17 protein-coding genes are annotated in these 21,220 nt (G+C 60.0%); 10 read left to right on the forward strand and 7 right to left on the reverse strand.

Annotation, left to right across the window (positions count from 1 at the left end):
- Positions 1-7: 7 nt before the first annotated feature.
- Both OSC50_RS16190 and OSC50_RS16195 read left to right on the forward strand, forming a co-directional pair.
- A complete protein-coding gene (locus OSC50_RS16190) occupies positions 8-691 on the forward strand; it encodes an ABC transporter ATP-binding protein (protein ID WP_181081850.1) in 684 nt (227 codons plus the stop codon).
- Positions 691-3,201: an ABC transporter permease gene (locus OSC50_RS16195; protein ID WP_266248604.1), complete on the forward strand. Its 2,511-nt coding sequence runs from the start codon at positions 691-693 to the stop codon at positions 3,199-3,201. The genes OSC50_RS16190 and OSC50_RS16195 overlap by 1 nt, the downstream gene beginning before the upstream one ends.
- Positions 3,202-3,246: 45 nt before the next feature.
- Here the strand turns inward: OSC50_RS16195 and greB are convergent, their stop codons facing one another.
- Both greB and OSC50_RS16205 read right to left on the reverse strand, forming a co-directional pair.
- Positions 3,247-3,720, reverse strand: a complete 474-nt coding sequence (greB, locus tag OSC50_RS16200) for a transcription elongation factor GreB (protein ID WP_181081848.1) — start codon at positions 3,718-3,720, stop codon at positions 3,247-3,249.
- A gap of 117 nt (positions 3,721-3,837) precedes the next feature.
- A complete protein-coding gene (locus OSC50_RS16205; protein ID WP_266248603.1) occupies positions 3,838-4,839 on the reverse strand; it encodes a hypothetical protein in 1,002 nt (333 codons plus the stop codon).
- Between the two features lie 211 nt (positions 4,840-5,050).
- Here OSC50_RS16205 and OSC50_RS16210 point away from each other — a divergent pair, with 211 nt between their 5' ends.
- Genes OSC50_RS16210 through OSC50_RS16220 form a run of 3 tightly spaced genes read left to right on the forward strand, consistent with a single transcriptional unit; the run spans position 5,051 to position 8,447 of the window.
- Positions 5,051-5,977, forward strand: coding sequence for an ATP-binding cassette domain-containing protein (locus OSC50_RS16210; RefSeq protein WP_266248602.1), 927 nt, complete (start codon positions 5,051-5,053; stop codon positions 5,975-5,977).
- Positions 5,974-6,699, forward strand: a complete 726-nt coding sequence (locus tag OSC50_RS16215; protein WP_266248601.1) for an ABC-2 transporter permease — start codon at positions 5,974-5,976, stop codon at positions 6,697-6,699. Before OSC50_RS16210 ends, OSC50_RS16215 begins: the two co-directional genes overlap by 4 nt.
- A gap of 14 nt (positions 6,700-6,713) precedes the next feature.
- Positions 6,714-8,447, forward strand: coding sequence for a Gldg family protein (locus tag OSC50_RS16220; protein WP_266248600.1), 1,734 nt, complete (start codon positions 6,714-6,716; stop codon positions 8,445-8,447).
- Between the two features lie 4 nt (positions 8,448-8,451).
- On the opposite strand, the gene OSC50_RS16225 is transcribed toward OSC50_RS16220, so the two are convergent.
- From OSC50_RS16225 to OSC50_RS16235, 3 genes are all read right to left on the reverse strand, one after another.
- Positions 8,452-8,760: a class I SAM-dependent methyltransferase gene (locus tag OSC50_RS16225; protein WP_181081843.1), complete on the reverse strand. Its 309-nt coding sequence runs from the start codon at positions 8,758-8,760 to the stop codon at positions 8,452-8,454.
- Between the two features lie 260 nt (positions 8,761-9,020).
- Positions 9,021-9,455, reverse strand: coding sequence for a DoxX family protein (locus OSC50_RS16230; protein ID WP_266248599.1), 435 nt, complete (start codon positions 9,453-9,455; stop codon positions 9,021-9,023).
- A 102-nt stretch (positions 9,456-9,557) separates the two neighbouring features.
- Complete coding sequence (locus OSC50_RS16235) at positions 9,558-10,979, reverse strand: MltF family protein (protein WP_266248598.1); 1,422 nt, start codon at positions 10,977-10,979, stop codon at positions 9,558-9,560.
- A 234-nt stretch (positions 10,980-11,213) separates the two neighbouring features.
- Between OSC50_RS16235 and OSC50_RS16240 the strand changes: the two genes are divergently transcribed.
- The 5 genes from OSC50_RS16240 to OSC50_RS16260 all read left to right on the forward strand — a co-directional run bounded on the left by OSC50_RS16240 (position 11,214) and on the right by OSC50_RS16260 (position 19,517).
- Positions 11,214-12,020 carry a TatD family hydrolase gene (locus tag OSC50_RS16240; RefSeq protein ID WP_181081840.1) on the forward strand — a complete coding sequence of 269 codons (807 nt, stop codon included), beginning with the start codon at positions 11,214-11,216 and terminating at the stop codon, positions 12,018-12,020.
- Between the two features lie 96 nt (positions 12,021-12,116).
- Entirely contained in the window at positions 12,117-13,598 is a 1,482-nt protein-coding gene (locus OSC50_RS16245; protein WP_266248597.1) for a methyl-accepting chemotaxis protein, read from the forward strand.
- Between the two features lie 198 nt (positions 13,599-13,796).
- Entirely contained in the window at positions 13,797-18,497 is a 4,701-nt protein-coding gene (locus tag OSC50_RS16250; RefSeq protein ID WP_266248596.1) for an RHS repeat-associated core domain-containing protein, read from the forward strand.
- On the forward strand, positions 18,494-18,814 hold the full coding sequence (locus tag OSC50_RS16255; protein ID WP_253511456.1) for a hypothetical protein: 321 nt from the start codon (positions 18,494-18,496) through the stop codon (positions 18,812-18,814). The genes OSC50_RS16250 and OSC50_RS16255 overlap by 4 nt, the downstream gene beginning before the upstream one ends.
- A gap of 340 nt (positions 18,815-19,154) precedes the next feature.
- Positions 19,155-19,517 (forward strand): DUF962 domain-containing protein, encoded by a 363-nt coding sequence (locus OSC50_RS16260; protein ID WP_181078284.1) that lies wholly within the window; start codon positions 19,155-19,157, stop codon positions 19,515-19,517.
- Positions 19,518-19,520: 3 nt separating this feature from the next.
- On the opposite strand, the gene OSC50_RS16265 is transcribed toward OSC50_RS16260, so the two are convergent.
- The gene (locus OSC50_RS16265) at positions 19,521-20,318 is read right to left on the reverse strand and encodes an acyl-CoA thioesterase (protein WP_266248595.1); all 798 of its coding nucleotides are present in this window, start codon (positions 20,316-20,318) and stop codon (positions 19,521-19,523) included.
- Positions 20,319-20,405: 87 nt separating this feature from the next.
- A complete protein-coding gene (locus tag OSC50_RS16270) occupies positions 20,406-21,167 on the reverse strand; it encodes a CHAD domain-containing protein (protein WP_266248594.1) in 762 nt (253 codons plus the stop codon).
- Positions 21,168-21,220: the final 53 nt, after the last annotated feature.

Consider the following 21,220-nt stretch of genomic DNA (forward strand, 5'->3'; position numbering starts at 1 on the left):
ATTCTCCATGGGCGCAAGCATTCTCACCGCGCGGAACCTTAGCAAAGTGGTTCCCAGCGCGGAAGGTGAACTGACTATCCTGCACGAACTGAGCCTGGAACTGAACAAGGGCGACAGCCTGGCTATCGTCGGCAGTTCAGGTTCCGGCAAATCCACGCTCCTGGGCCTGCTGGCCGGCCTCGACCTGCCCAGCGGTGGCGAAGTCACCCTCGCCGGGCGTGCCTTAAGCAGCCTCGACGAAGACCAAAGGGCGCGCATCCGCGCCGAGCACGTGGGCTTCGTTTTCCAATCCTTTCAACTGCTCGACAGCCTCAACGCCCTCGAAAACGTCATGCTGCCGCTGGAACTGGACGGCCGTAAAGACGCCCGCGAACGCGCCAGGCACCTGCTGGAGCGCGTGGGCCTGGGCCAGCGCCTGACCCACTCGCCACGTCAGTTATCCGGTGGCGAGCAGCAACGCGTGGCGATTGCCCGCGCGTTCGCCGCCGAGCCGGACGTGCTGTTCGCCGATGAACCCACCGGCAACCTCGACAGCCACACCGGCGAGCGCATCAGCGACCTGCTGTTCGAACTCAATAAAGAGAGCGGCACGACCCTGGTGCTGGTCACCCACGACGAGCGCCTGGCCCATCGTTGCCGACGCCTGATCCGCCTTGAAGCCGGCCTGATGGTCGCGCCCCTGGAGCCTTGATGGCACGTTTGCCGCTGTTGCGTCTGTTAAGCCTTGCCATGCGCCAACTATTGCGCGATGCCCGTGCCGGTGAATTGCGCGTATTGTTCTTCGCCCTGCTGGTGGCCGTGGCGGCCAGCACCGCCATCGGTTACTTCGGCGCGCGCCTCAACGGCGCCATGCTGCTGCGTGCCACCGAGTTTCTCGGCGCCGACCTGGTTCTCGAAGGCAGCTCCCCGGCGCGACCCGAACAGGTCCGGTCCGGCACCGAACTGGGCCTGGATCATGCGCGCGTGGTGGAATTCTCCAGCGTGATTGCCACCGACAATGGCATCCAGCTGTCCAGCATCAAGGCCGTCAACGAACAGTACCCGCTGCGCGGTGCGCTCAAAAGCGCAGCCGCGCCCTTTGCCGAAGAAACGCCGGGGGGCGGTCCGAAACCCGGTGAAGCCTGGGTGGAGGCGCGCCTGTTGACGGCGCTTGACCTCAACGTCGGCGACAGCATCGATGTGGGTATGAAAACCCTGCGCCTGGCGCGCGTGCTCACTAATGAGCCGGACCGCGCCGGTAATTTCTACAGCCTCACGCCCAGGGTGATGATCAACCTCGCCGACCTGGAGGCCACCGGCGTGGTACAGCCTGGCAGCCGTGTCAGCTACCGCGAACTGTGGCGCGGACCGCAGGGCAGCACCGCGCTGCAAACCTATCGCGACCTGATCAAACCCGGCCTTGCCGCCAACCAGCGACTGCAGGACTCACGGGACGGCAACCAACAGATCGGTGGAGCCCTGGGCAAGGCCGAGCGTTACCTGAACATGGCCAGCCTGGTGGCCGTGCTGTTGGCGGGGGTGGCGGTCGCCCTGTCGGCCAACCGCTTCGCCACGCGCCGTTTTGACGCGAGTGCGCTGTTGCGCTGCCTGGGGTTGTCACGCCGCGAGGCCATGCTGCTGTTCAGTCTGCAACTGAGCGTACTGGGCCTGCTGGCCAGTCTCACCGGGGCCCTGCTCGGCTGGCTGGCGCAGTTTGGCCTGTTCTATTTCCTGCACGATCTGTTGCCGGCGGATGTGCCGCCGGGCGGTCTGTTACCGGCCGTGGCGGGGATCGGCACCGGCCTGGTCGCCCTTGCCGGCTTTGCCTTGCCACCCTTGGCTGCACTCGGTCGCGTACCGCCGCTGCGGGTGTTGCGCCGCGACCTGCTGCCGATCCCGTCCAGCACCTGGGTGGTCTACGGCGCCGCATTATTCGCCCTGGGCCTGATCATGTGGCGTCTGAGCCTCGACCTGGTGCTGACCTTCGCCCTGCTCGGCGGTGGCGTGGTGGCCGCTTTGGTGCTGGGCGGCCTGCTTCTGCTGCTGTTGCAAAGCCTGCGTCGAATGCTGGCCGGTGCAACCCTGCCCTGGCGCCTGGGCCTGGGCCAACTGCTGCGCCACCCCTTGGCTGCGGCTGGCCAGGCGTTGGCGTTCGGCCTGATCCTGCTGTCCATGGGCTTGATCGCTCTGTTGCGCGGCGAACTGCTCGACACCTGGCAGAACCAGTTGCCCAAGGACGCGCCCAATTATTTCGCCCTGAACATCCTGCCGGCCGACAAGGAGGCTTTCGGCGCACGCCTGCTGGAAGTCCAGGCGCAATCGGCTCCCCTGTACCCGGTAGTGCCCGGACGGCTGATCAGCATCAATGGTGAACCGGTGCAGGAAATCGTCAGCAAGGACTCCAGCGGTGATCGCGCCGTGCAGCGCGATCTCAGCCTGACCTGGGCCGCCGACCTGCCACCGGGCAATGCCCTGACGGAAGGCACATGGTGGCCGCCGCAACCTTCAGACGATATTCCCGGCGTTTCGGTCGAGGCCAAGGTAGCGCAAAGCCTCAAACTCAAGCTCGGCGACCATCTGATCTTCACGATAGGCGGGGAAAATCGCGAGGCGCGGGTCACCAGCCTACGCACCATCAACTGGGACAACTTCCAGCCCAACTTCTTCATGATTTTCCAACCCGGCACCTTGAAGAACCTGCCCACCACGTACCTGACCAGTTTTTACCTGGCACCGGGTCATGATCAGCAGATCGTGGACCTGTCCCGCGCGTTTCCAGCCGTGACCATCCTGCAGGTGGAGGCGCTGCTGGAGCAGTTGCGCAGCATCCTTGCCCAGGTGACCCTGGCCGTGGAATACGTGCTGTTGTTCGTATTGGCCGCAGGCATGGCGGTGCTGTTTTCCGGCCTGCAAGCGACACTGGATGAACGCATCCGCCAGGGCGCGCTGTTGCGGGCGCTGGGTGCCGAGCGCACATTGCTGGTGACGGCCAGGCGCATCGAGTTCGGCCTGCTGGGTGCCGTCAGCGGGTTGCTGGCGGCGCTGGGCACCGAGCTGGTGACCTGGGTGCTGTACCGCTATGCGTTCGACCTGGCCTGGCACCCTCACCCGTGGCTATTGCTGCTGCCGGTGATAGGTGCTGTGTTGATCGGAGGGGCCGGCGTATTCGGCACGCGCCGTGCGCTCAATGCCAGCCCGCTTACCGTGCTGCGCGAAGGTTGATTCGCCACAGGCCCGCCCCGTTCAAGGGCGGCGGGCCTGCAGCGTTCACTTTTGATACTCAATAGCGGTAATCCACCAGCACACCTCGCCGGTTGGCGTCTGCACAATCGCCTCGTCGTCCACTTCCTTGCGCAGCAGTGCGCGGGCCATCGGTGAATCGATGGAGATGTAATCCATACGGTCGTAAATCTCGTCATAGCCGACGATGCGAAACCGTTTGGTTTCTCCCTGCTCGTTTTCAATGTCGACCCACGCGCCAAAGAACACCTTGCCTTCCTGCTCAGGGGAGTACTCCACCACACGCATGTCTTCCAGGCGTTTGCGCAGGTAACGCACCCGGCGGTCGATCTCGCGCAGCAGTTTCTTGTTGTACTGATAATCGGCGTTTTCGCTGCGGTCTCCCAGCGAGGCCGCCCAGGTGACTTTACGCGTGGTGTCCGGGCGCTTTTCGCGCCACAGGTAATCCAGCTCTTTCTTCAGCGCCTCATGACCTTCTTTGGTAATCAGCTTGGTACTCAAACGCTTGCATCCCCGGCAATGTCCATGAACGCCGATGCTCCAGAGTCTCGGCCCTGGTGTCGACTGACTGAGGTGGATGATAAATGAACCGCGCAAAGTAGCCAGCGTCGCCAATCCTCAACCCGCCAGCCCCTGGTCCATCTCCTGCAGCGCTCTTTGCAGATTTTGACGCAAAATCGATAGGTGGGATTTAGTCAGGTTCAGCGCCTCAGCCTTCTGCTCCATGGCATGCGCCTGCGCCTGCTGCTGCGTCTCGAGCAGCTCCAACTCCCGCCTCTTCTCATCCATTTGCTGCTGCTCCTGCTGCAACCGCGCCTGCCAACGCTCGAGTTCCGCCTCCCGCTCGACGACAGCGAGCTTTTGCTGGGTCAAATCCTGGGCCACCCGAGCCAGGTTTGTCAGCGTACTGTCCACTTGCGCCAAGGTATGGCGCTCCATGGGAACGGAGGGAGCCGCCTGGGGCACCGCGTCGGGTGCCTCCAGCAGCTGCGGGCTGCAAAGCTCGGCCTGCGCCTCAACCGCCGCCGGCGGGCCATCCGGCGCCGCAGGTCCCGCCTCAACCGGATCCTGCACAACCGGTTGCCGCGCACGATCCGGCGGGCTCGCGACCCGGGGCGGCGAGACCATCTGCGATGAAAAACGAATGGATGGAACAATCAGCGACGCGCTTTCAATCGCCGCCAGCGCAGGGGCCGATATCCCCAGGGTAATCACTTTCATCACCAGCGCTTTTTTGATGATTACCGAGTGATGATCTTCAGGCCTGGCAGGCGGCAACTTACAACCTTTGAGGTCGACAAAATGGTAGGGCACCTGGGGTTCGGTCCCCTCCTCCAGCTTATTGTTCGATGCAGCGGCCAGCATCAGGATCTGCTTGAACGCTTGCATCGCGATTTGCAGGTGCTCCCTGGACTCGATGCGATCCAGAAAATACCGTTCGGTCTTTTTGTGCAACGCCGCGATGTAGACCCTGGAGCTGCCGGGCTCGACTTCTTCGTCCAGGCTGTAGACAAGAAAATTGGAAGCGATCTGAGTCACCGCAAACCCACAGAGCAAGGCACCGTTGACCGGAGCATCCTGGCCGTTACGTTCAAGAACAAGAGTACGTAGAAGCATCATAGTAATCAGGCCTGATTTCAAAGGACGAAGGTTTATATAAACATCTGACACATGGATATCTAAATACACATCAATTGTTTCAGCGAAGCCCCAAGAAGGAACGTAGGACTTGTCTTATTAGTTCTGAGCACCGTTCCCAAAACCAGATAATCACCGTAACCTTTTTTCGCCTTGCCCCCTCACTCTCCGCCACACTTATTCGACAATAAAAATGATTGAAATAAGCAAGCTCAATAAAACCCTAGGCAACAGAAAGATAATTAATGACTTGTCATTCAGTTCCATTCAAAAGGAATGCCTGGGTTTATTCGGAGATGACGACAGCGCCAAGACCATGCTATTGAAATTGATAGCAGGGGCGATCCCACCGTGCAGCGGACATATTAAAATCGACACGCTGGATACACGTACCCATTCCATCAAGGCTAGAAAGCTAATCGGCTATCAAGTCGAACAAGGGCTGAGCCACCCCACCATAACCGTTAATAAAGTGCTTCATTACATGGCCGCCATTCGCGGCTTCAGCGGCAATGAAAAACGCTGGCGGGTAGCCGAAGCCGTTGCGCGCCTGGAATTGCTGGCGGTGCTGAATACGCCGCTCGACGCATTGCCCATAGACCTGAAACGCAAAGTCGCAATTGCGCAGGCCATCCTGCATACCCCCACCGTGTTGCTGCTCGATCAACCCACGCAAGGGCTGGCCCCCGACCAGATATACGCGTTCAAAGAGACCGTGCAGGCGTTGACGCAAGAGATGACGGTCATCATCGCGTCGCGCAATGCCGAGCACCTGAGTGAACTGTGCACGCGCGCGCTCATCATTACCGATGGGCAACTGGTGGCTGACGCCCCTTTGCTCGACCTGCAGCGCAACTCCCGGCACTGCCAGGCGGTGACGCTCAGCGCCGACACACCACTGGATTTATTGTCCCTGGCCGTATTGCCCGGTGTCGCCGGCATCGAAGAACACCGTCATGCTCCCGGTACAGTGACCGTACTGGCCATGCCTGGGCACGCGATCTACCCGCATATCAATACGCTGATCGCCAACCGTCGCTGGAAAATAAACACATGGCGCCTGGAACCCGGCCGCCTGAGCGATCCACGGCAAAACCCGAGCCAGTTGGGGTCCCTGTGAAGTTGATCCCGGTGATTTTCAAACGACAGTTGGGCTGCTACCTCTCGACACCCGCCACCTACTTGAGTGTCGCCCTGTTTCTAGCACTGTCCATGGCCGGAGGCGTCCACATCAACCAGTGGCCCGGACAGGAGATTGTCGATCTGGGGACATTCGTTCAGTTACATCCGTGGTTGCACTTATTGCTGATACCCGCCTTGGCCACGCAACTATGGTCGGACGAGTCCAACGCCGGCTTTATCGAACTTCTACCCACACTTCCCATCACCACGGCCGAACTTTCCATCGGCAAATTCCTCGCAGCCTGGTGCGTGGCAGGCATGGCCTTGAGCCTTATGTTCCCGGTGGTTATCGCCATCAACTACCTCGGCAACGCAGACAACGGTGTTATCGCCTCGCAACTGACCGCAAGCTGGCTGCTGGCAGGCAGTTATCTTTCGATCGGCGGTTTTATTTGCACGTTAACACGTCACCGCATAGTTATTTTCGTACTCACACTGGGCTTATTACTGATTGCCAGTGGGCTTTCTTATGTCGTAGATGCGTTGGAACATCAATTGCCTATTCAAGTGCTGGAAAGTTTGAGTGCGCTTAGCCCATTTTCAAGATTCGCGCTGATCGACAATGGTCAGTATCTGCTCCATGACAGCCTGTATTTCATCAGCGTGATTTTCGCCTTCCTGACTGCTACCACAGTCACTCTCAATTCGAAGTACCGCTGAGAAGGAAGCTCAACATGGGATCCCTGCTGCGCACCGGCATGACACTGATTGTCATCGCACTGACGTTCCTGGCGTTCAACCTGGTCTGGCTTGAAAAACTTCCCAATCCCCAGTGGGACTTTTCCCAACAGGGCATTCATTCCCCACCGGCCTCGATAAAACGCTGGTTGAGTACGTTGGAACATCCAGTGGACCTGTACTACTTCAACGCGCACAACGCCCCAAATCGAACTCAGGCGCTGAACCGACACGGCAAGCGCATTGAACAGCGGCTCAAAGACTATGAAAAACGGGCCAAGGGTATGATCAATCTGCACGTGATTGATCCACGGCCTTTTTCGGAAGATGCCTATAAGGCAAGTCTGTACGGCCTGAGCGAAGACATGGGTTTCCTCGGCCTTATCGGTACGCGCGCGGGAGTGGGCGTACAGCGTATCGAATCATTGCGCCTCGACCACGAACCGTTGCTTGACTACGAAATCAGCCACCTGATCTATAAGTTGCAGCATCCAGAACGCCCCAGCGTGGGGCTGCTGTCCGGGATACCGCTGGGCGAACCCGCGGGTCGATTGCTGGGTGAGCTGCGGCGTCATCTCGCGTTTATCGACCTGCAACCGACCGGCCAACGCGTGCCCGAGCAGCTCAAGGCACTGATGGTCGTGCAGCCAAGCCTGCTGCCGGAACGCGCCTTGTATGAGATCGAACAGTTTGTGTTGAAAGGCGGGAAATTGCTGATGTTTATCGACCCGTTGAGCGAACAGCGTACGCAAGCAGCACCCGATAATCCCAGGGTCGGTGAGTTGCTGGCTGCCTGGGGCCTGCACATGCCCGAAAGAAAGGTGCTGATCGACAGTCTTTACGGGTCCACGCCGGCACCTGGGCTCATGAAGCCCGGCATACCTGCGCTGGCGCGACTCAACTTGCCACGCCAGGCCATGAACAAAAACGACGTCAGCACCTGGCGATTGAACACCGTTGCGGTTTCCAGCAGCGGCGTCCTCTCGCCGCTCAACGGCAGCGCTGCAACCTTCACGCCGTTATTGCAAGGCTCCTGGCAGGCCGTGTTGCCGGAGGTTGCGCTCTTGGAGCCCATCACCCCGATGGCTTCATCAACGGACAGAGTGGCCTCCCCTGTGATCGCCGCCCGCATCGAAGGGCCGGCGTATTCGATTTTTCCCGATGGCCTCAAGGGCCAGCCGCCGGGTGTGCAGAAAGCCGCGCAGATACAGGTCGTGGTAGTCGCCGACACTGATCTGCTGATGGACCAAGACGCCGGCGCGGCGCCAACTGACAACGCACTGTTTATCTTGAACACGTTGGATAACCTGTCCGCCCTGGAGCCGCTTGCAAGCCTGCGTCCACGTGCGCCCCCACCCCCATCGGCGAACCTGCTCGGCAAGATGCGCGAAGACGCCGAACACGCCTATCGCGCCAAAGCGATTGAACGGGAGCGCCGTCTGCAGGAAACGGAACAGCAATGGCGGCGACTGAACCCGGCGACGCTCACGCTTGGCTCCCAGGCCGTGGACACCAGCACCCAACTGCAAGCCCTCAACAAGGAACGGCTGCGCCTGCCGATAGAGCTGCACGCCTTGAGAGCCGACGCCTATGCGCAGGTGCGCCACCTGGAGCGAACGATCAAGCTGGTAGTGATACTCGCTGTGCCCTTGATGCTGTGCCTGGTGGCCTGGCTGCTCCACGGCGTGCAGCGTCGCCGTCGCGTGGCGTTTGACAACCAGGTCCGCTGAGGGCTCAGCGCCGTGCGATCAGACCCTGCCGGGCAATGCGAGTCAGTTGGCGGATCACTTCTTCGGCGTCGTCGGCGTTGGGCGCCTGGATGACCGCAAGGTCGAAGCTGTCACTGGCAAACCGAGCCAGCGAGTCGCCATCTTCGACAAACTGGATCAGGAACGCAGACGGGCGCCCGCTGCGACGCGGCCAGCCATCCAGATAACGCAGGAGCGTCGGCTGGTGCTTGCCGCCCAGGAGAATTTTCGGATTACGTTGAGTGAGGTCCGCGGTGATCGGGGCCAGGCGTATAAGGGGGCGTAGTGCATTCATCGTGTCGTGTCTCTGCCTCAAAAGTCTGCGGGCAGGTGAGAGGCAACACCGAACCAGCGCTTTAGCGGTATTTCGAAGGTACCTCACGAGGGAGAACACACTTCTGTCGGGCTGCATTGAGTCCCGGTGGCGCCCCGCAATTAGCTGTTTAAATCGGCGCATGAACGGCATCCTAGAGAAGCCGGAGGGGCAGTGTCAAGAATCCCGAGCAACGAAAAGGCCCACGCGAGCGTGGGCCTTTTCAGAGACTTGCAGGTAGGTCAGTGGGTGATGGCGCGGTCGGCGGAGAGCCTGCCGGCACCTTCCAGCAATACCGCCAGCGTGCCGCCCAGCAAGGCCAGTGCAAACTCATAACCGTTGTTGGCCATAAACAGGCCGTTATGAATATGCACCGAGAAGATCGCCACCAGCGTCAGGATGGTCAAGCCCAGCGCCGCCGGGCGCACCAGCAGGCCGATGATCAAGGCCAGGCCGGCGAAGAACTCGGTGCCACCCGAGAGCAATGCCATCAGGGTGCCCGGTGCCAGGCCGATGCTTTCCATCCACTGGGCGGTGCCTGCCAGGCCGTAGCCGCCAAACCAGCCAAAGAGTTTTTGCGAACCATGGGCGGCGAAAATGATGCCGACAACAATACGCAGGACAGTCAGGCCATAACCGGCGCGGGTGGACAACAGGCTTTTAATCAGTGGGCTCATGGTACGCATCCTTCGGGAAGTAGGGTTGGTTTGCCGCCATATTAATCAGTTTAGACAATGATAAAAGCCGAAAAAGTGCGCCATTGATATCGATAAAATCGATTATTTGCGTGAGGCGACTTTCGTTGCGGTCGGCTCCAGGGACTCCCGCTCCCGATCAAACGCCAGGTAGTACTTATTGACGCTGTTGACATAGCTGACAGCCCCCATGCCGACCTGCTCCATGGCGATGCGCTCGACCTGGAAGAACCACTGGTTGGGGTTGAGCCCACGGCGCCTGGCCTCGGTGCGCATCCCTTGAACGCGCTCCGGCCCCATGTTGTAGGCCGCCAGCACAAATGCCATGCGCTCGCGCTCGTTAAGCTTGGGGCTGGCAAAGAATTTTCGGCGGATCATCGCCAGGTAACGCGCGCCGGCCTGCACGTTACCATCAAGGTTCTCGATATTATTGACGCCCACCCGCTGCGCCGCCGAAGGCGTGATTTGCATCAGCCCGGTAGGGCCGCCGCTGTTGTGCGCGCTGGGGTCCAGAGCGGACTCCTTGAACGCCAACGCCGCCAGGTTCAGCCAGTCCATGCCCTGCTCACCTGCATGCTTTTGCAGGATCGGGCGCAGTTTTTCCAGGCGCTGTCGGTCGACGCGGGCCAAAGGGTTGCGCACCTGGTAGAGACGCCGGTAAATGCGCTGAAACGCCACGTCCTGGTCAGCCGGCGTGCGATACGTCTTAAGGAATCGATCGATACTGGCCCGCAGCATTGACGCGTCCTGGCGCACAAACCAGTACTCGTCGCCGGACTCACTGATGGCCACCTGCTTGTCGAAACGCAACTTGGGCAGGATCTTCGACCAACGCTCGGCAATCGGTTTTTCGACAATGGTCAGGTGGAAGATCCCAGCCTGCACCATCTCCAGCACGTCTTCCACAGCGAGGGTCGGGTCAACCCACTCCACCTTGATAGGGGGCTGCTTATGCAGCGCCAGTTTCTGGTTGACCTGGCTGATGGCATCCGCCGCTGCGCTGCCGGTGGTCAATGCCAACGTCCGACCGGACAATTGCTCCAGCTTGGTAAAGCGCCGCTCACCCTTGACCCCCACCAGCCACAGCGGCACATCGCTGGCGATCGGGTCGCTGGGGCTGATCTTATGCGCCGCCTTTATATCCAGCAGCTCACCGGGCGCGACCAGGTCGCCTTCACCACGGGCCAGCGCGCCGAGCAACTGGTCCTTGGCCTTGGGAATGATTTTGAGGTTGATTGCCTGACCATCGCGGGCATGGCCATTGAGGTATTGCTCGAACGCGCGCAGGCGGTGATATTCCACGCCGATCGCCTGGCCCTGTACTTCGCCGGAGCTGTTGCGACTCTGGTTGACCAGCACGCGCAAAGTACGGCTTGAGCGGATCTCGGCCAGATCGCGGACTTTGCCGGGTTTAGTCACCTCCAGCGGGCCGTCCAGACGCGCGACCGCCGCCATGGGCAGCAGCAGCGCGAGGCATAACATCAACAATGCTGAGGGTCGGATCATCCGCTCTCCGGAAAGAATACTGCCCAGCGCACTCGGGAAAAGGAGGGGCTGGGGGTCAGAAACAGAGCGCTTTCAGCGCAGGCTTCGCGTGCAACGCGAGCACGGATAAGGCACTTAGCCATCAATCATGTCGGTCGCAACGTTCAAAGACAGCTTTAAACCGTTGTAGTTCTTGGTTTTTCTTATAAATCTACAGCTCTGATATGCTTTCCGGCCGCAGGCGGAGATAGCACCATGCAACTCATTGATATCGGCGTCAACCTGACCAACGCCAGTTTCGACGATAAACACCAGGCGGTTCTCGACCGTGCCTATGCCGCCGGCGTGCAGCAATTGATCCTCACCGGCACCAGCGTCGACGGCAGCGAGCAAGCCCTGGAACTGTGCGTAAAACTCGATCCAGATGGCCAACGCCTGTTCAGCACGGCCGGCATACACCCTCACTCTGCCAGCGATTGGAACGGCGACAGCGCTCAGCGTCTACGTGGTCTGCTCAGCGAGCCGCGTGTGCGTGCGGTGGGTGAGTGCGGCTTGGATTTCAATCGGGATTTCTCCCCACGCCCGCAACAGGAAAAGGTCCTGGAGGCGCACCTGGCCCTGGCCGTCGAACTGAAATTGCCAGTGTTCCTGCACGAGCGTGACGCCAACCAGCGCCTGCTGGAGATCCTCAAGGACTACCGCGACCATCTTACCGCCGCCGTGGTGCATTGCTTCACCGGCGAACGGCAGGCGCTGTTCAGCTATCTCGATCTGGATTTGCACATTGGTATCACCGGCTGGATCTGCGATGAACGCCGTGGGACCCATTTGCATCCGCTTGTCAGAGAAATCCCCCGAGGCCGTCTGATGCTGGAGAGCGACGCGCCTTACCTGTTGCCTCGCACGCTGCGACCCAAACCGAAAAACGGCCGCAACGAGCCCGCGTATCTAGGGGAAGTGCTGCGCGAAGTCGCCCTGCACCGCCAGGAAAGCGTGGAAGACCTGGCCCAACACAGCACCGCCAGCGCCCGTAGGTTTTTCGGGTTGCCTACGCTGGATTGATGCGGCGCATTGACCCATGTCAAAACCGGTTTCCTGAATAGCGGCACAATACTGGCACCTTGCCAATGCTGCTTTCGCTATCAGAGAAAACCTTCCATGGGTGCCTGGCTTAGCAATATCTCGTTGAAATACAAATTCTGGGCCGTCAACGCGGTCGCTTTTGTCACCACTCTGCTGCTGGTGCTATATGCCGTGCACCTCGAACAGCAGGCCCGTAGCGCGCAATCCTACGCGTCCGCGCAAGCCCAGGCGCAATTGCTCAGCGCCTGGCCGGCCGATAAGGCGGTGCCGAAAGGTGAACTATGGCTGACGTTCCCGCGCGGCAAAGCCCCACAGCTGGCTGATCAGGATCTGTCAGCCCTGAACGACGCCAGCGGCTGGGTCGAGCTCAACCACCTGCCGTTGTTCGGTGAAAATGTTCTGATCGGCGCGCAAGTCGTGGCCCACGCGGACGGCCAACAACTCGCCGCGCTCGCCTATGCGCCCAGCCTGAGCCAGGTGTTCAGCGAACGCTTCACCCATTACGCCGTGGCGGTATTGATCCTGATGCTGGCGATGCTCTGCGCCTCCCAGTTGTTGATCCGCTTCCTGCTCAGCCAGCTCAACACCCTCAAGGACGTCATGCTGCATGTGGAGAAAACCGGCGATCTCTCGGCCCGCGTGCCATTGGTCGGCAAGGATGAAGTCGGCCAGATGGCCAGCGCATTCAACGCCATGCAGGCCGGCTACCAACGCGTGGTCAACACCGTGGCGCGCACCGCCCGGCAGCTCGACGAGGGTGCCGCGCGCCTGGCCAGCAGCATGAACGACGTGCAGCACGGCATGCTCGGCCAGCAAAGCGAAACCGACCAGGCCGCCACTGCAATCAATGAAATGACCGCCACCGTGCACCATATCGCCCAGCATGCCGGCGCTACCCGCGACCTATCTAAAACCGCCGACACCCTGGCGGGCAGCGGCCGCGAGGTAGTGACCCGTGTGCAACGCTCGATCGCCGGGCTGTCCACCGGTGTGCAGCAAACCGCCGAAATGATCCAGAAACTCGCCGAAGACAGCCAAAAAATCAACGGCGTGGTCAGCGTGATTCACAGCATTGCCGAACAGACCAACCTGCTGGCCCTCAACGCCGCCATCGAAGCCGCACGCGCCGGCGAAATGGGCCGCGGTTTCGCCGTGGTCGCCGACGAAGTGCGCAATCTGGCTAAACGCGTGCAAAGCTCTACCGACGAAATCACCCGCATGGTCTCGGCCCTGCAAGCCGGCACCCGCGACGCGGTGGACTTTATGCAGGAAAGCTCATTCAAGGCCGACGACTGCGTGCAACAGGCCCAGGACGCCGGTGCCGCCCTCGCCGACATCACCGACGCCGTGGCGCAGATGCGCGAGAGCAACACCCAGATCGCCGTCGCGGCCGAACAGCAAAGTCATGTCGCCGAAGAGATGAACCGCGCCGTGGTGAGCATCCGCGATGTGACCGAAAACACCGTGCAACAGACCGTGGACTCCGCCACCACCAGCAATGACCTGGCCACCCTCGCTGGGGAGTTGAGCAAGGCGATTGGACAACTGAAGCTGTAGGAGTATTCAAGCTGTAATCCTCTACCTACAACAACACCACAATTTGCCCGCATTTTTGGCGAAATATCCTCGCTCTTCCGGCGAATAACGCCGACTTTCTTGCTCTGACAATCCCTCCAAAGTCTCTCGCCTGATCACACAGTGCGAGGGATTGCAGATGGTTTTTTTCGTTATGGCCCTGATTGATAGGGCCGCCTCATGATGGGCGCGACCAGCCAGACCATTGGCTTTCTGGTACTCGCCGCCCTGGATGCAAAGACCCGCGACGTCGAGTCCGTGCTCAGGGATTTTCGCGGATGCCTCAATAGTTACGACGCCTGGGCCGAGAGTGTCCTCAGCTTTTCGGCGCTGAATATCGAGCAGGTGTTCAAGGCCGGGGACGAAGCGGAGCGGGTCGCGCCGATCAACCGCTCGCTGTTCCCCAGCAGCACCGTTGCAGCATGCCGGGCCGACGGCACCTTGACCTTGGTGCATCGGTTCCAGAGTTCACGGTTCGTACCCATCGGCAATACACCGGTGATCCTCCAGCGCGTCGATGCAGACGGCACGCTGCTGGGCGAGCCGATCCATAAAACCATCGGGCCCAGCGGCATTCTTGAAGTCAAGGAATGCGAGCGTAACCAGCGCTACCGCATCCAGTTCTACCCGAATGTATCCGCCGCGCATTTCAAGGCGCTGTACGCCTCTTATCAGGCGGTCATCACGCCGCTGGAGGCGTGGCTGCGCAGCGAATGGTCCGACACTTTCGAACCGCTGTGGCAGGGCTACTCCGAGGCGAACTTCCTTAAGCGCTACCTCTCGCTCCACGCCGCCTACGCGCGCGGATTCGGCGAAGCGCTGTACTCGCTGTGGGACAGCCTCAAGCAACTGTTCCAGTGGCTGTCGGACCCGGTGGCCCATGCCGAGCAATGGCTGCGGTATCTGTCCCAGGCCGAGTTTGACCAGTTGCTGGCGCTCGGTGCCGACGCTATTGCGACGGGCTTGCTGATGCTCAGCGATGAGCCGTTGTTGTTCATTTACCTGGCGGCGATGGTCAGTTGGATGCGCCTGCTGCCACCGCCGTATATGAACGAGCTGCTCGGTGAAATCACCGGCGAGGTGCTGATCAACCTGTTGCTGATCTGGACCACGGCGGGTATGGGCGTGGTGGTTCGCCTGGGCGCGCAGGTGCTGGGCGGGATCAAGTCGCGGCGCGCGCGCGAGTGGTTGGAACATTTGGCCGAGCAGTTTGGCAAGGTGCGCGTCGAGGGGCACGCCGAGGTGGCCAGGCCGGTGTTGCTCGGCAGTCAGGCCACAGCGATCAACACGCCACCGGTGGGGCCGCTGAAGGTTGGGGACCAATGGGTTTCCAACCCGGTGATAGCGGCGCGCGACAAGACGCAGAGGACGGTGTTGGTGCGGCAGGAGCCTGTAGACGACACGCCGCTCGTGGCGACCAATCCTAAGGGCGATGCGGCGGCTTCTGCGGGTAAAACCGTCACCAACGGCTGCCCGGTGTCGATGGTCACCGGGGAGGAACTGCTGACCCTGACCGATGGCACGTTGGACGGGATTTTGCCGTTTGAATGGACGCGGCTGTATCGCACCAGCGCGGTGGAAGTGGATGTCGGGTTGGGGGTTGGGTGGAGTCATTCGCTGGCGCAGCGGCTGGTGGTCGACGGCGACTCAGTGGTGTGGACGGATCATGAGAACCGGTCGATCACCCTGCCCTTGCCCACGGTTGCTCGACCTGCAATCACCAATAGCTTGGCCGAAGCGGCGATCTATTTAGGCTCATCACCGGATGAATTGGTGCTGGCGCAGGCGTCACGGTTTTATCACTTTCGCGATGGCGCATTGGTCTCGATCAGTGATGCGTACGACAACCGGCTGCGGATTGCCCGGGATTTTTCCGGGCGTATCGAGCGGGTGGATAACGGCGTCGGGCGTTCGCTGTTCCTGCGCTATGGGGCTGGGCGCATTGTCGCGGTGGACTACCAGGTCCAGCGCGCCAAGGAGCATGAGCCTTACGAATGGATCACCGAGCAGAACGTTGTTTCCTACGCCTATGACGACCTGGGACGGTTGGTTTCGGCGACCAATGCCGTCGGTGAAAGCGAGGTGTACCGCTACGACGATCAGCACGTCATTGTTGAGCGCGGCCTGGCCGGTGGGGCGAGTTTCTTCTGGGCGTGGGAACGGGCCGGCAAGGCGGCGAGATGCATCCGGCATTGGGCCAGCTTCTCGCAGATGGACACGCGGTATGTGTGGGGCGATGACGGCCAGGTCACGGTGCACAACGCCGATGGCAGCCAGGAAGTGTATGTCCACGATGACCGCGCACGCCTGGTGCAACGTATCGATCCCGATGGCGCGCAGCACTTCAAATCCTACGACGAAAAAGGCCGGCTGACAGTCGAGCAGGACCCGCTGGGGGCGGTGACGGCGTATCAGTACGACGAAGCCGGACGCTTGGTGGCGTTGTTTCCTGGGGATGATGAGCCAACAACCTACGAGCATGACAACGGTTTCGTACGCGTGGTGCGCCGGGGTGAGGCGGTTTGGAAGTACGAGCGCAATGACCAGGGCGATGTCGTTCGTAAGATCAATCCCGATGGGCATGTCACGGATTACAGCTACAACAAATACGGACAACTGACCGGGGTTTGGTACCCGGATCACAGCTGCCATCGGCTGGTGTGGAATGAACGCGCTCAGCTCATTGAGGAGCAACTGCCCAATGGCGGGATCAAGCGCTATCGCTATGACGACCTGGGCCGCGAGGTGGCGCGCGAGGATGAGTTCGGCGCGCTGACCCAATATCAGTGGGACGGTGTCGGTCGGTTAGTCCGCATCGTTTTACCGGGCGGTGCCACCCGCGAATACAGCTACAACCCCTACGGAAAAATCACCGCCGAACGCGACGAACTCGGCCACGTCACCCGCTACGACTACGCCGACGGCCTGCACCTGATCAGCCGTCGTCTGAATGCCGATGGCACTCAGGTCAACTACCGCTACGACAACGTGCGGTTATTGCTGACCGAGATCGAAAACGAAGTCGGCGAAACCTACCAACTCGACTACCACCCCAACGGCCTGATCCGGCAGGAAACCGGGTTCGACGGCCAACGCACCGCGTACACCTACGACCTCAACGGCAACCTGCAGGAAAAGACCGAACACGGCGACGACGGCAGTCAGCGCATTACCCGTTATGCGCGCGACCACGCCGGTCGCCTCGTACGAAAAACCCTGCCCGATGGCAGCGTCGTTGAATATGCCTACGACCGCCAGGGCAATCTCCTCAGCGTCAACGACGGTCACTGGGCGTTGGCCTACGAGTACGACCGCCAAAACCGCCTCACCGCCGAACACCAGGGCTGGGGCACCCTGCGCTACGGCTACGACGCTTGCGGCCAGCTCAAACATTTGCGCCTGCCGGACAACAACCGCGTGGCGTTCAACCACGACAAGGGCGGGCATCTCGCCACCGTCGAACTCAACGGCAAACCGCTGACCTCACACCTGTTCAGCAAAGGCCGCGAATATCAGCGCCAACAAGGCCAACTGCTCAGCCATTACCACTACGACGACCAGCAGCGCCTGCACGCCCACGCCGTCACCCACCAGACCCATCCGCTCTACCAGCGCCAATACGACTACGACCAAGCCGGCAACCTCACCCGCCTGCTCGACACCCGCAAAGGCGAACACCACTACCGCTACGACCCGCTCCAGCGCCTGACCCGCGCCGACCATTCCCACGACGTACAGGAACGTTTCGCCCACAACCCGGCCGGCAACCTGCTGATGCAAAACCGCCCCGGCCCCGACATCGTCGCCGGCAACCGCCTGATGATCCAGGGCGACCACCACTACACCTACGACGCCTTCGGCAACCTGATCCAGGAACGGCGTGGCAAGGGCCATCAACTCGTCACGGAATACCGCTACGACTGCCAGCATCGGCTGATCGGCATCACCCAACCCAACGGCCAAACCGCCAGCTACCGCTACGACCCGTTTGGGCGGCGCATCAGCAAAACCGTCGATGGCACCACCACCGAATTTTTCTGGCAAGGCGACACACTGATTGCCGAACACCAGGCCGACCGCCACCGCAGTTACCTCTACGAACCCGACAGCTTTCGGCCGTTGGCACTTTTAGAAGGCTTCGGCCCCAAAGAGACAAAACCCTACCACTACCAACTCGACCACCTCGGTACACCCCAGGAACTCACCACCCCCGAGGGCGATATCGTCTGGTCCGCCCACTACCGCGCCTACGGCGAAATCGCCCGCCTCGACGTAGGCAAACTCGACAACCCACTGCGCTTCCAGGGCCAATACTTCGACAAAGAAAGCGGTCTGCATTACAACCGCCATCGCTACTACAATCCGGATATTGGTCGCTACCTGACGCCGGACCCGGTGAAGTTAGCGGGTGGGATCAATGGGTATCGGTATGTGCCTAATCCGACGGGATGGGTGGATCCGCTGGGGTTGAGTAGGTGTCCGGGTAAATGCCACCCTGCTAAAAGTGCTGACGACCCTGAAAACAGTGCAAAGACAAACGAAGAGCAACCAAAGTTACCCGCACCAGAAAATATTCAGTGGACCGCTCATGGCTACAAACACAGCCCGTCAAAGAGAACACCCTGGAAAGATATTGTAGCCGCAACAAAATCTGGACCAGCTAAGTACAAACCAGGCATTGACATCGAAAAAACAGAAAAAGACGCCTATAGAAACGGCAGCATTACTACTAACGGCAAACCTTGGAAAGTGATGGAATATCCTGATAGTATCGGAGCAAGCGAGGGAAGCCCGAGTCGCTGGATTCGCATAGAGCTAAGTGCAAACACAATTCACGGCCATCCTATTTCAGAACGTGAGTTCAGGAGATTAACTAAGTGATCTCATTAGATTTCTTACACGGCAAAATTACTTATGATGAGTTTTCATCCCTGCAAAACCTTTCCATAGAGCATCAACTCCAAAACTTAAAAGAAGATATGCTTCAGGTTGAATATCCTAGCGGGTTCCTGCTTGACGTAGGCTGGTATCCGTCTTTCGATACAGAAGGGTGCTTTCAAGTAAAAATTATTAAGGATTTTGACTGGGACTTTCCCATCCTGAGCCTGACTTCAAAATCAATTGACAGCACATGCTCACTACTTGATCTCGCGCAAAATAAAATCAATGAAGAATTAAGAAAACAAAATAACCGCTAACTATCTAACACTATGATTCGCACAAACCCGACGAAAATTCTCACAAGCACAAAACAAGAAAAATCCAGACCAAGCAAGACTAACTAACTGATACCCCAAATCTATAAAAAATCAAAAAAAACGCCCCATAAAAAATGTACTTAGTCTGCGCCCCCCCCTGAAAGCTATGCTGCTTCCGCTTAAGAAATCCAAAAAAAAAAAAAAACACCTATTAAATAAATAATCTGTGATTGTAAGTACATACTCACTATCACCCCCATAGCCAACCCCAATTCGCCGCCCCGCCCTACCCCGCCTAAACTTTATTCAAGTTGTTTCAACGGACAGAGGATTCATCACCATGGGCAAACGTCATCCTAATCTCCCCGCCTGGCAATGGCGCCACTACCCGCAGAACCATCAGCACCCGACCAATCTGGCGCTGCATCTGATCGCGGTGCCGCTGTTTATCATCGGGTTTCTGTTGATCGTGTCCGGGGTGTTCAGCCTGAGCGTGGCCAGTTTTGCCGTAGGAGTGGTCGGTATCCTGGCGGGGTTGGCGTTGCAGCGTCATGGGCATAGCCTGGAAGCTCAGGCCAGTGAGCCGTTCAGTGATCGCAAAGATGCGGTGCAACGGTTGGTGGTCGAGCAGTTCGTGACCTTTCCGCGCTTTGTGGTAAGCGGCGGCTGGTGGCGTGCCTGGCGGCAGCGCCAGCGGCATTGAGGATCAGGCGAACACCGCCACGGTCTGGCGGCTGATGGCGATCAGTTCGCCGGTCGGGCCCCACAGTGCGGCGGCGGCATGGCCGTAGCCGTCGCGGGCGTGTTCGATCTTGACGTAGTACTGGCACCAATCAAGGGTCGTGAGCTTCGCCAGCGGCTGGATGAGCTCAATGGTCCAGGTCAGGGTGCTGCCGGGCGCCGGCTTCTTGAGGTGCGGTAGCAACGCCGGGGGCCAGGCGTCGACCAATGCCAGGATATGCGCTTCGGTCAGCGGCTCCTCTTTCACATCGCCGCGCAGTCGGACCCATCCGCCCATCTCGCGGGATTTGTTGCCGGTAAACGGCAGGCCGCCAACGCTCCAGCGCATCGCCAGGTGGCGCATGAATTCAGGGGTCACGCCTTTGATGTAGGGCAACTCCTGGCAATCGTCCCAGTGTTTGAACGTCGGCGGTGGCTCGCTGGCTACGTCGATTTCCGACTCGCGGGCGCCGCCGAAACTGGCTTGCACCAGCGTGGCCACTTCACCGTTCTGCACCACGCGCCCCAGCAACTGGCTGACGGCCTTGCCTTCACGCAGTACTTCGACTTGATAACTGGCGGCGACCTCAGGCGCCACCGGGCCAACAAACGTCACCGCCAATGAGCGCAAGGGCCTATCGGTGGGAACTTGGGCGCGCAGGGCTTCGTATTGCAAAGCGGCTACCAGGCCGCCGAAAGTCGCTCGGCCTTGGCCCCAGTCGGCGGGAATCGTCACGTCCAGAGGGTGATGACGGGCAGCGTCGAGCAAATCACTGAAGTGCATGGTGACCTCAAAGCGAGAGACAGAAGGCAGATCTTAACGATCCTGCCTACGCGGTACAGCGCCTATTCCGGCCAAAAACCGGACCGGTCAAAAGCAACGCGCGCTGAGCTTGTCCAACACGCGATCCGACTGGCCCTCGGCTTTGTCCAGGGTGCGCTGCCACACCGCTACACAGGGCTGCAGGTCTACCTGATGGTCGGCCTGGGCCAACCACTGCAAGCAATCATGCCAGTCGCCAAGCACAGCCTGGGCTTTCTTGAGACGCGGGATGGCATTGGCGGGGAGCTTGTCCAACTGCGGGTACGCCTCGGCGGCGTAGCGCACGCGTTTGATCAACAAGCGCAGGCGATGCCGATCGTGGCCAGGCTCTTTGAGCGCTGCACCGAGCTTATGCCATTGCTTGGCCAAGCGCTTTTCGATACGCGCACGCAAACCCTTGAGCAGCTTTTGGTGTCCGGACGCTCGTATGAAGCGCGGAAAAGCGTCCAGTATCTGTAACAACTGCGCAAGCTCAGGTGATTGAGCCACGTGACGATAGGCATCGGGCTGTGGCCGCAGGCGTCGATCCGCCGCCTCGTGATGACCATGCTGATGCAAATAAGTGGCGAGCACTTCTCGATCACGCAACGGCGTGGTCAATTGGCCGACCGCCCGCGCTGCGTCCTCCAACTGCTCCACGCCGGGTAAACCGCGCAACGGGCGCAGCAGGCTGCGCAGCCGGCGCACGGTAGTGCGCAGGTCATGCAGGGCCTCATCGTCGGTGACGGCAGCGAGCCGAGCCTGGCAGCTCAGTAACCCTACTTCCAGGCCAATGACCTGAGCGACTAACTGATCAACCAACGCTGACATCACTGACTCCCCTGAAAAGGTATGTTTCCTGACGGCTCAAGATGCGCGGTGCG

It is taken from the genome of Pseudomonas quebecensis (assembly GCF_026410085.1).
Classification (GTDB): Bacteria; Pseudomonadota; Gammaproteobacteria; order Pseudomonadales; family Pseudomonadaceae; genus Aquipseudomonas; species Aquipseudomonas quebecensis.